This is a genomic window from Cognaticolwellia mytili (assembly GCF_002104475.1).
Classification (GTDB): Bacteria; Pseudomonadota; Gammaproteobacteria; order Enterobacterales; family Alteromonadaceae; genus Cognaticolwellia; species Cognaticolwellia mytili.
The window spans coordinates 382,157-399,121 of the sequence record NZ_NBOF01000003.1 but is presented as its reverse complement, the minus strand read 5'-3'; the positions used below and the strand labels follow the sequence as shown (position 1 = coordinate 399,121).

The following is a 16,965-nucleotide window of genomic DNA, read 5'->3' as shown; positions in this document are numbered from 1 at the left end:
GTCACCGTTAGCATACATTCAATAAAACTAAGGTATAACTTTTAAATTAGGTATACCTTTTTTTTTTGCCTGTACTTCCTGTTCGAGTATCAAAGGAACTTTAACAACAAAGCAGCAGCCATGCTCGATTTCAAGTACTTTAATCGTACCACCGAGTTTAGTGTTCACTAAATTATAAACAATATTCATTCCAAGGCCCGAGCCACCTAATCCACGCTTAGTAGTAACAAATGGGTCAAATATTTTATCTTTAACATCGGTATTAATACCTTTGCCATCATCTTGGTATACCAGTACTAAATTTTCATCATCAACTTGAAAATCAATACTAATTACACCATCAGTGCGGTCTTCAAAACCATGGAGGTGCGAGTTAGTCAAAAAATTAGTCAGTATTTGATTCCAAGCACTAGGAAAAGTCACTAAATTAAGTCCAGGATCAACACTAATTTTAATGGCGTAGTTCTTTTGTTTGAATAGGGTTTTTACAGTATTTACCACATCACTAACATGCTGAGCTAAATTAATATTTATTTTAGGGTCGGTATGTTGTTCGACTGCAACAGATTTGAAGCCTCGAATTAAATCGACGGCTTTATTTAGACTACGTTCTATGATTTGTTCATATTCGACAAAAAGACTCAATATTGACGTCAGCTGTTTTTTCGTTAATTTTTCTTCTATTAAGGCATCATTTAGTTCAGAGATTTTTTCTTTCAAAGCACTAACTGAAGTTACACAAATCCCCAAAGGGGTATTTACTTCATGGGCAACCCCAGCAACTAATTGTCCGAGAGAGGCCATTTTTTCAGACTGTACAAGTTGGTCTTTAGCTAGTGTTAATTCATTTAAAGATTGTTGTAATTGTTGATTACTTTCCGCTAATTTCGCCGTACGTTCATAGACTTTGATTTCCAAGTCAGCATTAAGATTTATCAAGGCATTTTCTGCATCCTCTAATTTAAAAATGTCAGTTTTTAAACTTAAACGCATACCATTAATCGCATCAACTAGTTCATCAAGTTCATCAGTTTCTTGCTTACGGTTCTCTAATGTCAATGGCACGTCTAGATTTTGCCCGCTTAATTCTTTTGAATATAGAGTAATTCGATATAGATGTTTGGTAATCAGCCAATGCACAATGTAAAACGTACAAAATGCCACCATGAAAATTTTGATAAATTCAGAGGTAATAATAAAGCCTGCTTTTTGCTTTATATCTTGATAAATATCTTGGTAGTCGGCAGAAATTACCATAGTACCAATAGTGTTGCCCTCGAATTTTATTGAGTAATGCTCAACTTTTTCAGGATTCGAAATAACATTACCTACTTCATATATTTTGCCAAAACTCGTAGTGATTTTTACATGTCGAATGTCAGGAAGGCGTTGAATACCGCCAATTTGTTGCTCAACTAAGGGTTCGTTAAAATCCCAAAGGCTAGTGGATATTGATTGGTTAAAGCTTAACTCAACGTTATTAAAACGCTCATCTAAGGCAGAAACACCATCTTCAAAATCAACATATAACTGAATAATGGTGGAGCAAACTGATAAAAATGCACTACATAAGAAAATATAAACAAATACACGTCGGCTTAATTTATTATTAAATGTGCCCTTACTCGACATTATCTTATCCATGAATCTCAGTTGCCATTTATATAATACTAAAGCGAGTTTAGTATTACCTTTTCCTCACATCGTAGCACCATTTATATAGTAGTGAGTTATAAAGTCAAATACCAAACCAACAAATTTAATGCTTGTATGCGCTAGCTTACTTGGAAGAGCAATGAAATCATTTATAAATGGTAGTAAAGAATACTCGGAACTATTAAAATATCATCGGCTCGATTGTTATGGGCTCTGCTGCTGATTTCGCGTTAGCAAAGTCAGCAACAAGCTTAGCCGCAGTTAAATCTTCTAATGCATGACCAACTGATTTAAAAATAGTAATATCTTGCTCATTTCTGCGAACGACAAACTCTTTCTTACATAAGGAAAATAAATCTGCTTCTATCTGTTCTTGGCTGATAACACCTTGCTGTAGGGGGATAGTCATATCACCAGTTTCACGTAATGCACTTTCAAAGTTATCTACAAATAATCGTGATTTAGTTAAGCATTCATCATCCATTTCTCGCATATCAGGTCGGTACGAACCAACCATATCTACATGCTGTCCAGGCACTAACCACTTACCCAAAACTAGTGGCTCTTTACTTAACGTGGCACAGGAAATGATATCAGCCTTACTAATATAACCTTTAATATCATCAACAGCATGACAATCAATATTTAAATGGGCTACTTGCTGACAGATAGCTTCCGCTTTGGCTTTATTTCGGCCCCAAACATATATTGTTTTAAGTGAACGGACGCTAGCATGCGCTTCAATAAGCTTACTTGACAAGGTTCCGGTACCAATCATAAGTAAGGTTTCACTGTCTTGGCGTGATAAAAAACGAGATGCTAACGCTGAAGCGGCAGCCGTTCTTCTTGCTGTTAATGCCGGCGCATCCATCATGGCAATCATAGCGCCCGTATCAACGTCCATCAATAGGTACGAGCCTTGTATAGACGGCAAGCCTTTATCACCATTTTCTGGCGCAACCGTCACAATTTTAACACCGGCGACCTCTCCTGCTTGCCATGCCGGCATTATTAGTAACGTTGTTTCACGCGCAGCGTTCGGGTTAGCCATATCGAAGTGCAAACGTGGCGGCACAGTTACATCGCTCGCGAAAGCTTGCTCTAGCTCATTGACAAGTTTTGGAAATGATAACGCGTGGTTAACGATTTCAGCATTGATCGTCAGCATGGAGACCTCTTAAAATATAAACAAAGCAATAATTACCAGTAATTATTGCATACTGTATACACATTTAACATATCAATAATCGCTCTGCTGGCTATTTTCGCTGAAACATTACAAAAATGGCCTTGCTAAAATTTAACAAGGCCACTGTTTCGATACGCACTAGATAAAACGCGTAATTATTTCTTTCGACTTAGCATATATTTTGCCGCAGCCATGCGAGTTTCAGCATCTAAATAATTTTGTGGTGGCATCTCAGGATAATCATCACGTTTTTTAACCGGCTTGTTAATATAGTCAGCGATACCCTGTGGATTTTCCATATACAGTGCCTGAATAATTTGAACTGGCGGCCCAATCATACGCCCAGTATAGGTATGACAACCAGCACAGATACCTTCATAGACCACTTTACCACGCTCAGAAGGGTCAATAACACGCGGTGCAACAGGTTCATCTAATAAATAGCTATCAATCGACGCAGTATTAGTAAACTCACACTCTTTCCAACTATTCACCCCAACAGAAACATAACGATGCCGATTAATAATACAACTGTCATTGCTTGTACCAACGCGAATAATATCTGGCTCTCCTTGTTTTAGTTCTGTTAGCATCAAAGCCTTAACTTCATCAATGGTGTCATAGCCGTTATTATGCATTAAATTATCTAAAATCATCACACGGTCTGGGCTTGGATCAGATTCAGGGTCTATGGTGGTATTCGGGGCATTATGGTGGTCAGTGATTAGTATACCGGCCGTTTTATTGCCAGAAATAATATTACCTTCAATGATAACATCATCTGCTGCCATCACTAAGATGCCAGTACCTGCTGGTATGCCACCAACAGTAGATCCCGGCGCACCGAAGTTTTTATGATTATTATTAGAAATGAAATTGTTGCGAATAATGACATCAAAGGTAGTTTTTATTGGTAGGCCTGGGGTAATAAAAGCTAAAATCCCGCCCGTATTACCATGCACATAATTGTCTTCAACTATTGCATGACGAGAGTTTTCAATTTCAATACCTGCAACACTATCGAAAACATTGTTATAAGCAACATGTATATTATCACTCATACCGACATAAATAGCGGCATCTTCAATGCCGGAAATCACATTGTATTCAACAATGCCATTTTTACCGAGTTGTGGGAAAATACCATAAACCCCAGTATCAATAATAATATTATTACGAATTTCAAAGTTATTACCAGCTTGGCCCATAATGGCATTACCTTTGTAATTGGAAATTTGCATATTCTCGACAATAAAATTATTACCTGAATACAAAATGGCATCATTAAGTTTTTTCTCACCATCAAGGGTGGCACGCTTGCCCTCTTTGACTACGCCTATAATGCGAATATCATCTTTATCTATATAAACGGTTTCATGATAGGTACCAGGCATAACTTGGATAGTGTCACCAGGTTTAGCTAATTTCACTGCTGCCATGATAGTTTGGCCATCTTCAACAATATGCGTTTCTCCAGCCTTAGTGCGCTTAGTCACTGTGCTTTTGACCTTAGCGCTGGTATCAACACTTTGATCATAACCACCACCATAACTTGCGCCTTCTGCACTGTTAGTGATCACTGGTACGTTATTCTGTTTAGTGCCTAAGTACAAGCCTACCGCGAAAGCACCCACAATCAATATCGCGGCAATAAGTTTACTCAACTTCATATTATTCCCCACCCTGCTTTATTATGTTTTTATTGTTAGTTTGCCTGTTAGTTCCTACTCTAATCGCTGTGTTAATTTTACTTGAATGCTGCGAGTGCGATTATTTTGTTTTATCTTTCTTTACTTATTTAAATTTCGTCGTTGCATATGTAATTTGGCCTGAAAATTTTCATCTACCGGCGCAAGACCTGAAGGTAATGAGATTGGTATTGTTGGCGATAAACTTTCATCTGTTAGTGTGGCCAAAAACTCAACAACAAGGCCGACTTCTGCATCAGTTAAATTTGGCTCAGATATATGCCAATGAAGATACATACGTTCTCCTTCGGGAATCGCATTACCGCGACCATCATTATAAAATTTTATTGATTCTCGTAAGGTTTGATAACGGCCTGAGTGCATATAAGGCGCTGATTTTGTAATATTGCGCAAAGTCGGCACTTTAAAAGCGCCACGTAATTTTTCAGCGTTATATGTTTTACCCGCACCGATATCACGTTCTCGTCCTTTTGGCTCAGGTGTGCCAATGACTGCAATTTGATTATTAGTAAATAACGGTGGTTGATGGCACTCTGCACATCGGGCAACAAACGATCGAAAAACATTAAGTCCCGCCACTTCATTGTCGGTTAATGCTTGATGATAACCATGAGCATAACGATCATAACGACTATTAAGTGAGATCAAAGAGGTCTGAAACGCAGTCAACGCAGTGTAAACCTGCGATAAGGCCAACTCATTATCTTTAGGAAATGCCTGAGAAAATAACATTTTATACCCAAAATTCTGTTGTAAAGAACTTAGCAGCTGTTCAGGTGAATTACCCATTTCCATCGCATCAAACAGCGGCCCTTGCGCTTGCTCTTCTAAAGTTTTTACCCTTGCATCCCAGAAAAATTTATCTAAAAAGGCAACATTCCATAATGAAGGCGCACTGCGTGCAACCTTTTCACCGGTAATGCCAACGCTTCTATCTAAATCATCACTAAAGCCTTTGTTTGGTTGGTGGCAACTTGCACAAGATATCGAGCCATCTTTTGATAATAAAGGGTCAAAAAATAAATAGCGTCCTAAATCAATTTGTTCTGGCGTAAAACCATCACGGTGTGGCGGCAATGCCGTTTTTGTTCCGCCTAATCCCCTATTCTGTACTGAGTCATAAAACTGATACTGAGTGAGCAAGCGGCAAACACCAGCGGCAGTTAATTCAAAGCTAGCTGGACACGTAGAACTTAATTTATAAGTATCTTCAACTGTTAAGTGTTTTGCTTGCTCAGAACTTACTTGTATAACACTACCCTGCCAATTTTCAGCAGCAAAAACATGTGAATACAGTCCTAAAATAAAGAGTAAAAATAAACTACAAGCAAGGAAAGATAGTTTATTTTTCACCTGTGATATATGGGAAGTTAAATAGCTATTATTCATTATCATCACTAACAATGATTTTATTGGTAAGGCTATTGATAAACATAATGATATTATCGAGTTCTTGCCCAGCACTTATTTTAGCCATCATCGCCATTTGCCGGCCATATTTATCATCACTGCCACCACCGCGGGTAGCATTTGAAAAATTTGCCATTTGCTTTAAAAGATAAGTGGGAGACAAATGATTTAACCTAGGAGCTAACATTTTGTCATTTCCTTGTGCATTACCGCCATGACAAGCACCACACTTAGCTTGATAATAATTACTGCCCAGCCTTAATTGCGATATTGATGCGGTCGCTTTAGTTGTATTTAGATTAGTTACCTCTTCAATGAATGTCAGCCTGCTAATATATTGATTAACTTCTAAAAGGCTTTCAGGATCATTTAGCGTTATGGCTATACTTGCCATTTGTTGCCCTGTGCTGTCATCTTTATGTTTTCCTCTTGAACCGTTCCTAAACTTGGCTATTTGCCTAGTCAAATAAAGTAAAGATTGTCCAGCAATGGCAGGAGCATTAAGCATTTCTTGTCCCGACAAATTTTTGCCATGACAATCCTTGCATACGGTTAACATTTGATTAGCTTTTTGTGATAACTCATTATGTTTGGCTGCATAAACAACCTGAGAATAGGAGAAAAAGCTTAGAAAAAATATTAGGAGAACACTTCGAAATGAGATTTTATCTCTAGTAAGGCAAGAAGCTTTATCACTCAAATTAATACCTAAGAGTCGCTGCGACATATATCAGTTCTTTTAATAAGACGGGATGAACTGACTATAAAATGCTAAATCATAAAAAGCTGTCGAATAACTAGAAAACTCTGACGAATTAATAAATAGTGCTGAGTAAATGTTTCAATTACTGATGTTTTTTACGGTATTCTGTTGGCGTTAGGCCATAAGTCGCTTTAAAAGCTTTATTGAAAGAGCTCAAACTTCTAAAGCCACTTTCCAATGCTAACGTTAATACAGGCATATTTTTGCTTTCAGTCCGGGTCAAATTTTCACTGACTTCCTGAATGCGATAAAAATTTAAAAAATCATTAAAATTACGATAGTTTAGTTCGCCATTTATCAACTGACGTAGTTTATATTCATGAATGGCTAGGTGTTGTGAAAAACTTGCAATGGTGATCCCTTCTTGCCGATAAAGTTTCTCTTGCTCCATTGCTTGTGTAATTTTAATCAGCTCTGTACTCACGACAACATTATTATCTTCCAAAGTAGGAGGTTCTGTCGTAATAAATAAGCTACTATCTCTGAGGTTAAACAAGAAGAAATTGACACCTGTAATTAGTATTGCCATAACGATACTAATTGCACCACCCAACATTACCCACTGAATATCGAGAAATTCATTAGCAAAAATCACCATGAAAATATAAACCGCTGACAAACTGAGCACACCTCCGCGAATATAACGACGTTGTTGTATTAAATCATCACGCCAATGCTGAATAGCTATAATTAGGGCATGAAAAACCAAAGCAAGCTCTAGCGCCATTGCACTATACTTTGTTATCAATCCCAACATAGAAAACTGATTGATGTTAACACCGAACAACAAAGAGCCAAAAATCATCGATAATGGAATAAATAAAGTTAACGACGCTAAAAGGTATTGCCAGCGTTTTAAAATAACATGGTCAGCAAACACACTTAAACTGACTAACCAAAATACGCCCGGCAAGGCATTACCTCCAATCTTTTCCAGCCACCAAAAAGAAGAATATGGAACTAAAGCAGGGAATATATCACGTAATAAATAACAACTAACGCAAATCATAAGACCGACAAACAAGCGAATCGAGGGGTTTTGTTGTTGCTTTGGTAATAATAACAATGCACAAAGTACAGCTTGAGCAAAAGAAAAAGTCGCGAAAAAAGAAATAATTTCAGTCATATATAACTTAGTTTATTATTTTTATAAAAGGTAATACCAGTTGGTATAGTTTTACCAATAATAAACAGGTATTTAGATAAAGGGAAACTTAAAAAGTTTTTTAATTGATAAATTAGAGAGTAAGCAAGACATTAATATATCTACATATAAGACGTCTTAATGTCATAAAGTGAAAGATGACAAGGAACGGCCATGTGATCAAAACATTGTCTACATAGATGTAAATACGGAGCTTTTGTCTAGAACAAAAAAGGCGACTATTCATCAACGTGCATGTTCTTACAGGGATGTAAGATATTAGGGTAGTGCAGGAGCAATTACCGAGGTGCACTAATGTCTTGAAAGACAGGATATCTGAGAAAGGCCTAAGTATAAAAAGCCCGATGATTCATCGGGCCAAAATACACTGCGACTAGCTGCCTAATTGCATTAAAAAGAATATTTTACATCAACACCCGCTTCTATCCCTCTATTAATACGTCCATATGGCGTACCAATAACATTGGCTGTTAAGCCACCGATTGACAACATATGGCGCTCATCAAACAAATTTTTACCCCATAAACCAAGTTCTATTGTGTCATCTTCACTTGTCCAAGACATGCGTGCATTAAAACTTTTAGTATCTTTAAAGTACTCAGGAACCGCTAGTTTATAATCTTCGATACCGACTTCTTCATCATTAATATTCTCAACAAAGACATAATCAAGATGAAGGTTGGTATTACCTAAACCTAAATCAGGCATCCAATCTAAAGTCAGGGTGTAGTTGGCACTAGCATCTTTTGACGATTTTTGTGCTGAAATTAGTTCACCTTCACCATTATAGAAGTCTGGAGTGAAAACATCAGAGCTACGTATTTCAGATACTATACCTAACGTTAAACTGTCTGTTGCCGTCCATGACAAGTCAAATTCAATACCAGTTATTTCTCTATCTTCATTAATAATAGTGGGAGTTGCTTGAAGTGAACCCGGTACTTTCGAATCAATCCGCTTTTGTAAATTATCAAGTTCAAGGTAGTAAGCACTAACATTGGCAACAACTTCGCCCCATAAAATAGCTTTGTAGCCAATTTCATAGTTCGTAGTATCTTCTGGCGCAAATGATTGCATACTTGGCGCCAATGAATCAAAACCACCAGATTTATAACCTGTGGAATAAGATGCAAAAATCATATGATCATCATTTAGTTGATAGCTTGTTACTAATCGCCCAGTAACTTTGCTCCAATCATCCGATGCTTTTAAATCAACCTCAGGAAAGATTAAATTGCTCACGCCTGGCACTTGCTGAGCAAATGTCGTTTTTGGAATTAACCAAGTAAAATCTTTTTTATCTTTGGAGTAACGTAAACCTGCGATAACATTCCACTGATTAGTTACGGCATAATCAATATCAGCAAATATTCCCCAATTGGTAAAATCACCAGTATTATTTACTGTTTCCCCCCACCACTGACCAGAATAGCTAGGGCCAAAAACTTCAGCAATGCCCAGTTGGGCAGCCACAATATCGTATGTAGTATCGCCTGTGGCATTGACAACATCAGCCGTCAGCGGCATACCAGGCATACCAATACCAGCCATAATAGCATCCGCAAACCCCAAAGCATTTAAAGCATTTGACCATTCATTTGCATTCCACATATGATCCATAGGGAATCCTGATAATGCATAAAAGCTATCTACAGCACCAGCAAATGTTACTCCTGGTCCAAACGCTCCAGCCGCATGGGCATCAGATGTTCCACCGATCATCGCGCCTACTTGCTCAGAAACACCATTCTTAATAAAGCTATTTAGCTCACCAGTAATTAATCGGGCGGCAGTATCTGCGGTTAAATTTAGCTCTGTTGTTTGTGAAACTTTTTCTTTTGAATAAGAAAAGCCAGCAACAGCATTAATTTTTTCACTGACATAATTGAACTGTAATTCGGTATAAAGAATATCGGAATCTTCATTGTTCGACGTATCAAAGTAGCGGGTAATATTCGCCGTACCATCTTCATCTTGACGGTTTACCGTGTCCCAATCACGGTAACTTAACACATACTTCATCGACCATTCTTCATTAAACTCATGGTTTAGCTTCGTCGTAACACCATACATGTCACGTGCTTCAACACCATTGCGGACATCATTCTCAGCTTTATTGGCAAAAAATGATTGCCCCTGGTTGTAGCCATACTCACTAATGGCTATCGCCATTGGCGGTGCTTGCTCCAAATCATCCCAGTCGTAAGAAAATTGTAAATTCGTTGCTGGTGATATATCCCATAAAAATGAAACTCGCGCGGCACTATGATCACGCGCGCCTAAATCCCAAACTTTAAAATTATTATTCCAACTTGGCTGTGCAACATTATCAATAAAGCCGTCTTGAGTATTAGTCAGAAAATTAGCTCGCATATAAAAATTATCCGCAAGCGGTACATTAATCATCCCTTCATAGCGCTGCAGATCATCTGTACCTAAAGTTGCTTTAATAAAGCCTTCAAAGTCAGCATGAGGTGCATTTGGCACCATGCTAACCACCCCCATCGCAGCATTACGACCAAATAACGTCCCTTGTGGCCCTTTTAAAATCTCTACTCGCGCCATATCAGAGAAAACAACATTTTGCGCCGCACGAGGCATGTAAACATCATCAAAGAATGTTGCAGAAGAAGGATCGCCACCAACACTAATATTTGGACTAGAAATGCCTCGCATGGTGACACCAGCTTGCGTCATGCTACTATCAGAAAAGTCAAAACCGGGGATAAATTTATCGATATCACTCAATAGCACCGAGCCACTTTCCTCAATTGTATCAGCACTAACCGTACCAACAGTCACCGGAACTTTGAGAATATTTTGGACCCGCTTTTGTGCCGTAACCGTAACAATTTCTATCTCTTTATCTTGTTGCTCTTCAGCAAAAATTGATAAGGGTGCAAACAATAATGCTGATATTACAGCTTTTGCAACTCGATGCTTTTTAACATGGAATCGTCGACAGTTACTTTCTAAAAGATACTTCATGATTGTTTCCCCTAGTGATCTAAAATGGCTATTTATTTTTGTTATATTGCCGAAGCATAAATATTTTCGGTCATATCACCTGATTATTTTTATATTTTCAATAATCACTATATAAACCAAAAAAATAAAAAGCTTGCGTAATGTTAAAAATCACTGACGAAATATTAAAAATCATTAAGTTTTTATTTAAAAAGCGTGATAAATCATAAACTAATTACCTATCAGTTATTTGAAACCATAAAAAAGCACTTATAAAATAACATTAAAAAGCGCAATTTTTTCGTTTACCAATAGCCTCAATCATCAACTATTTTATAAAAATAACTTACAAAACTAAGTGCTCAATAAGGGAACTAATTACTCTGAATTTAAGTTATCAAGTTATATTTTAGGTATTGTCCGATTATCGCTAGTCATTTAGATTCCCTAACGTATGATCAAACTAATAGTCATGCTAGACCAGTTAATCATCATGAGAAGAAAATATGTTAAGTGTTGAGGTTTGCGAAAACGCTAGGTTAAGTCGAGATGCGCGTTTTGATGGTAAGTTTTTCACCGCGGTACTCACCACTGGAATATTCTGCCGCCCAGTTTGTCCTGCACGGCCACCAAAACCAGAAAACGTAAAATACTATGAAAGTGCAGAATTAGCTCAACAGTCAGGCTTTCGTCCTTGTAAACGTTGTTTTCCTCAATTAGCGCCGAACCTGCCTTTGCCGCGTAAAATAAAACAAATTACCCAAGCATATTATGAGAATAACTACAGTTTACAAAGCTGTTCACAACAACTAGATATTAGCGAAAGGCAAATTCGCCGCCTATTCATTCAATATTATGGCTTACCGCCAAGTGAGTTTTTTCATCAACAACGTTTATTACTTGCCCATAAACTACTCATTTCAACGCCGTTAAGTATTACAAACGTTGCATTTGCCGCAGGTTTTAATAGTATTCGACGCTTTAATGAAGTGATTTTACAAGCCTATCAAACTACACCGAGTGATATCAGGGGTAATAAAGTCACCTCATCTGACAGCCAAGTCACTATTTTGCTGCCTTACAAAGCACCATTCGATTGGCCACTAATGCTGAGTTTTTTCCGTTCAAGAAAAATGAGCAACATAGAAGATATAAGTACTGAGCATTACTTTCGCACCATTGAACTTGATGATTGCCGTGGCTGGATAAAAGTAACTCACCATAAAAAGAAAAACGCGTTGAATCTAACCGTAAAGCTTACTGATTATAGTTATTTACACCAAATCATTGTGCGTGTTCGTCGTATGTTCGACTTAGATGCCGATATGCAAATAGTTCATCAACACTTGATGAAGCATTCTAAATTAGCATCAGTGATAGAAAACTTTCCGGGCCTACGTTTACCGGGTTGCTGGGATATTTTCGAATTTTCTATTCGTGCGATATTAGGTCAACAAATATCGGTAAAAGGCGCAACAACACTGGCACAACGTATTGCCGAAAAATATGGCGAAAATATTGCTGAATTAGAGCAACCAGCGAATATTAAAACCTCAAAGTATTTTCCAAAAATTGATGCCCTAATGGCTGTAGATTATCAAGATATCGGCTTAACACGGTCACGTATCGCAACATTGCAAACTTGGGTGAGCTTTTTTAAAGAAAACGAAAGTATATTTGCCAAAGGCTTAACCATTGAAGAGTTAGAAGCTGCATTAACAAAACTCAAAGGTATTGGCCCCTGGACGGTAAACTATATAGGCATGCGCGGTTTGAGCGACCCTGATGCATTTCCTAGCGCCGACTTAGGCATTATTAAAGCGCTAACAATCGATGACATAAAACCGAAAAATAAAGATATTTTAGCGTTAGCAGAAACTTGGCGTCCTTGGCGTGCCTACGCTGCTATTTATTTATGGCAGTCACTGCAACTCACAACTGAAAACAATATCAAAACTGATATAAAGGAATAAGCGTTATGTATTATTGTATTTATCAATCACCTTTAGGTGAAATCGCCTTAACGGCTAATGATGAGGGCTTAAGCGCACTAGCCTTTCAAGCGGGTAAGTCACCAATCGATTTAACCATGGGCTTAACCGAAGATACTAGTAAATTTGCCGAAGTCATTCAGCAGTTAACTGAATACTTTAATGAAGAACGAACTCAATTTGACTTGCCGTTAGCCCCAAAAGGCACCGCATTTCAAAAACAAGTTTGGCAAGCACTAAGCAAAATTCCTTGTGGCGAAACTAAAAGCTATGGCTGGATTGCTAAAAGCATTAACAATGAAAAAGCAGTACGTGCTGTCGGGACAGCAAATGGTGCCAACCCTATTGCCTTAATAGTACCTTGCCATAGAGTTATTGGCAGTAATGGTAAGTTAACGGGTTATGCTGGCGGTTTAGCACTAAAAGCAAAACTATTAATGCATGAAGGCGCGCAATTCAAACCTTAAACAATGAATATAAAATCGTAAAAATAGCTACTAAACAATTACATATAATTTGGTAGTTATTTTTATTAATAATTAAATTCGCCAAAATAATTTCGCCATATACCTCAAAAAACAAACAATTTAGCTTATCAGTGCAGCATCTATAACAATAAAGTGATACAACATTGATAAGTAACCTCAGCTCGCCTTAAGCAACATCATCAAATAAAGCTAGTTGAAGTAAAGTAATATTATCTTTATAAGCGTACCTTAAAATAGTTTCGCTAGATTATTTATTCATCAAAACCATCTATTGAACTATTATCGAATAATACGAAAGTAATCCAAACATTATCGACAATAATAACAGGGAAAAATCGATGAAAAAGTCTCTTACCTCCTTGATGCTTACTGCGGCTATTGCCACTAGTGCATCAGCCGCCATAGACACTGATCTACTATCAGGCATCAAAGTTAGAAATATTGGTCCTGCAGCTACAAGTGGCCGAATATCTGATATAGAAGCAGTGATTTCAAACCCTAGCATTGTTTATGCCTCTGCCGCGTCAGGTGGTGTTTGGAAGTCAGAAAATGCAGGCTTGAAGTGGACCCCGATCTTTGAGCACGAAGAATATGCTTCAACAGGCGCGATTGCTATCAACCAAGCAATTCCTGATATTGTTTGGCTAGGTACGGGGGAAGGTAATGTTCGAAATTCGGTATCGATTGGTGGCGGCATTTATAAATCAATTGATGCTGGTAAAAATTGGAAAAAAATGGGTTTAGCAAATACCGAGCACATTAACCGTATTGCCTTACACCCAACAAACCCTGATATAGCCTATGTTGCCGCACTTGGTACCTTATGGTCAGAAAATAAAGACCGTGGCATTTATAAAACTGTTGATGGTGGTAAAACGTGGCAGAAAATTTTATTCGTTGATAACACCACAGGCGCAACGGATATAAAAATGGATCCAACTAATCCAAATAAACTTTACGCTTCAATGTGGCAGTTTAGACGTTGGCCTGACCGTTTTGAATCAGGCGGCCCTGGTTCTGGTTTGTATATTTCCCTTGATGGCGGTGAAACATGGCAGGAGAAAACTGCCGCGGATGGTTTACCGGAAGGTGATTTAGGCCGTATAACCCTTGATGTTGCCCAAAGCCAACCCAATACTGTTTATGCCTTAATAGAAGCTGAAAAAAGTGCCTTGATGCGCTCGGACGATGGCGGCAACAGCTGGCGAACCGTTAATAATGAAGTTGGTGTTGCTGACCGACCATTCTACTATTCAGAAATTGAAGTAGACCCAAATAATCCTGATGTAATTTATAACATAGCAACTTTTATACGCCGTTCAATTGACGGCGGGAAAACCTTTAGTAAAGTAGAAAAAGTTGATTGTTGTGCTGTTGGCAATACCATTCATATTGATAACCACTCATTATGGATCAACCCAAATGATTCAAAACACCTAATTTTAGGTAATGATGGTGGTGTTTCAATCACCCAAGACAAAGGCGATAGCTGGCGTTTCGTGCAAAACTTAGCTATTTCTCAGTTTTATCATATTCGTGTTGACGATGCCCAACCGTACAATATTTATGGCGGTTTACAGGATAACGGCTCATGGCGAGGCCCAGCAGAAGTTTGGCATAGTGGTGGCATTCGCAACGTTCATTGGCAAGAAATAGGTTTTGGTGACGGCTTTGATGCAATGCCATTTCCTGATGACGTAACAAAAGGCTATAGCCAATCACAAGGCGGTTATTTGAACCGCTGGGATATTAATACCGGTGAGCAAAGCCTTATTATGCCACCGCCACCAAACCCTGAGACAGAATTGCGTTTCAATTGGAATGCAGGCCTAGCGCAAGACCCGTATGATAAAGACACCATTTATTACGGTAGCCAGTTTATGCATAAATCGACTGACCGAGGCGACACTTGGCAAGTTATTTCAAAAGACCTTTCTACCAATAATCCAGAATTTCAACGCTATAAAGATTCAGGTGGTTTAACGCCTGACGTTACAGCCGCAGAAAACAATACTGCGATTATTGCCATTGCTCCTAGCCCAATTAAACAAGGCGTTATTTGGGTTGGTACTGATGACGGCCGCATTCATGTGACACAAGATGGCGGAAAAACTTGGAAAAGTGTTGAGAAAAAAGCCCGTAAAGCACCAAAAAATGCCTTTGTTCCACATATAACACCGTCTCTTTATAATGCCGATGAAGCTTTTATTGTCTTTGATGATCATCGCCGAGGCGATATGAAGCCTTATATTTTTAAAGCCTCTAAATACGGTAGTAAGTTTAAGAACTTAACTGCGAAAAATATCAAAGGTTATGCCCTTTCCGTTCAGCAAGACCACGTTGATGAAAACCTATTATTTTTAGGTACTGAACTTGGCTTATATGCTTCTACTGATGCCGGTGATTCTTGGTTTAAATATGATAACGTGCCGACCGTTTCGGTAATGGATATGGCGATTCAACAACGTGAAAATGATTTAGTGCTAGGTACCCATGGTCGTTCGATTATTGTTATCGACGATTACAGCGCGCTACGCGGTTTATCTGAAAAGTCATTCAAAACGCCTTTAAAATTACTTAATGTTTCTGATGGTCAGCAATATGTCACTAACCGCGCGCCGTCTTCTCGTTTCTGGGGTGACGCTGCATATGTTGGTGAAAATGAAGTTTATGGTGTTACCTTGACATTTATGGCCGCAGGAGAGCATTTAGCGCATCCTGATGAAGACAAAGAAAAAGCTCGTCTCATTGCGAAAGCAGCTAAGGATAAAGCAGCTAAAAAGAAAGCTGAAAAACCTAAAAATAATGATGAAGCCAAAAAAGATAAGCCAGAGCTTTCAGACAAGGCGCGCATTACGGTTAAAAATAGCCAAGGTGAAGTGGTTCGAACATTTGTTAGCAAAGTTAAGCAAGGTATTAACCGTATTGCATGGGGATTAGAGTCGGATGGCGCGTTAAATATGCCTGGCGACGAACCTAAAGAAGATAAAGACATTTTATCCGCTGGCCCTGAAGTGGTTCCTGGTATTTACAGTATTACCGTTAAGTTAAACGACCATGAATTTGAAACTAAGGCAACAGTATTAAAAGACCCTCGTTTTAATGTTTCAGAACAAGACTTAACAGCCAGCTATAACCTACAACATCAAGCAGTTAATATGTATTCAACCTTAACCAAAGCGGTTCATGCCTTAGTTGATAGTAAAAAAGATGTCGAGCTAATTAAAGCCATGGCTGATAAAGCATTAGGGAAAGTGACTAGCGCTGATAAGGAAAAATCTAGTCCAGAAAAAACCTTAAGTAACTCAGCTGACGCTCTACTTAAGAAAATAGCAACGCTAGATAAAGGCCTACGTTCTATTCCTAAAACTAACGGTATTGTTGATGAAAGCTACAAAGTTAGCTCTAAAATATTTACTGCTTGGGGTTATGCTGGCAGCCGCTACGGTAAGCCATCACCGACGGCTGAATTGTACTTAGCACAAGGTAAAATTGCGTTGAAAAAAGCAGTAGATGAAGTTAATAACTTTTTAGCAAAAGATATTGCTGAATTTAAAGCACAATACAGTCAATCAGGTTTAGGATTACTTAACAGTACAACGCCAATTACTTTAAATTAGCAACGAG

The 16,965-nt window shown here is 38.2% G+C and carries 10 protein-coding genes; 3 read left to right on the top strand and 7 right to left on the bottom strand.

The annotated features are described in order from the left end of the window. Positions 1-27 precede the first annotated feature (27 nt). From B7C41_RS11320 to B7C41_RS11290, 7 genes are all read right to left on the bottom strand, one after another. On the bottom strand, positions 28-1,632 hold the full coding sequence (locus B7C41_RS11320; RefSeq protein ID WP_158089121.1) for an ATP-binding protein: 1,605 nt from the start codon (positions 1,630-1,632) through the stop codon (positions 28-30). Between the two features lie 205 nt (positions 1,633-1,837). Further along, positions 1,838-2,824, bottom strand: coding sequence for a bifunctional Delta(1)-pyrroline-2-carboxylate/Delta(1)-piperideine-2-carboxylate reductase (gene lhpI, locus B7C41_RS11315; RefSeq protein ID WP_085299028.1), 987 nt, complete (start codon positions 2,822-2,824; stop codon positions 1,838-1,840). Positions 2,825-3,000: 176 nt separating this feature from the next. Next, complete coding sequence (locus B7C41_RS11310) at positions 3,001-4,515, bottom strand: parallel beta-helix domain-containing protein (RefSeq protein WP_085299027.1); 1,515 nt, start codon at positions 4,513-4,515, stop codon at positions 3,001-3,003. Between the two features lie 120 nt (positions 4,516-4,635). Further along, a complete protein-coding gene (locus B7C41_RS11305; protein WP_085299026.1) occupies positions 4,636-5,943 on the bottom strand; it encodes a cytochrome-c peroxidase in 1,308 nt (435 codons plus the stop codon). Continuing rightward, positions 5,936-6,523 (bottom strand): c-type cytochrome, encoded by a 588-nt coding sequence (locus tag B7C41_RS11300; RefSeq protein WP_158089120.1) that lies wholly within the window; start codon positions 6,521-6,523, stop codon positions 5,936-5,938. The genes B7C41_RS11305 and B7C41_RS11300 overlap by 8 nt, the downstream gene beginning before the upstream one ends. 286 nt (positions 6,524-6,809) lie before the next feature. Next, the gene (locus tag B7C41_RS11295; RefSeq protein WP_085299024.1) at positions 6,810-7,853 is read right to left on the bottom strand and encodes a helix-turn-helix domain-containing protein; all 1,044 of its coding nucleotides are present in this window, start codon (positions 7,851-7,853) and stop codon (positions 6,810-6,812) included. 429 nt (positions 7,854-8,282) lie between these two features. Beyond that, a complete protein-coding gene (locus B7C41_RS11290) occupies positions 8,283-10,880 on the bottom strand; it encodes a TonB-dependent receptor (RefSeq protein ID WP_085299023.1) in 2,598 nt (865 codons plus the stop codon). Positions 10,881-11,365: 485 nt separating this feature from the next. Between B7C41_RS11290 and B7C41_RS11285 the strand changes: the two genes are divergently transcribed. From B7C41_RS11285 to B7C41_RS11275, 3 genes are all read left to right on the top strand, one after another. Continuing rightward, complete coding sequence (locus B7C41_RS11285) at positions 11,366-12,832, top strand: DNA-3-methyladenine glycosylase 2 family protein (RefSeq protein WP_085299022.1); 1,467 nt, start codon at positions 11,366-11,368, stop codon at positions 12,830-12,832. Positions 12,833-12,837: 5 nt separating this feature from the next. Next, entirely contained in the window at positions 12,838-13,317 is a 480-nt protein-coding gene (locus B7C41_RS11280; RefSeq protein WP_085299021.1) for a methylated-DNA--[protein]-cysteine S-methyltransferase, read from the top strand. 359 nt (positions 13,318-13,676) lie between these two features. Then, positions 13,677-16,958, top strand: coding sequence for a WD40/YVTN/BNR-like repeat-containing protein (locus tag B7C41_RS11275; RefSeq protein WP_085299020.1), 3,282 nt, complete (start codon positions 13,677-13,679; stop codon positions 16,956-16,958). Positions 16,959-16,965 lie beyond the last annotated feature (7 nt).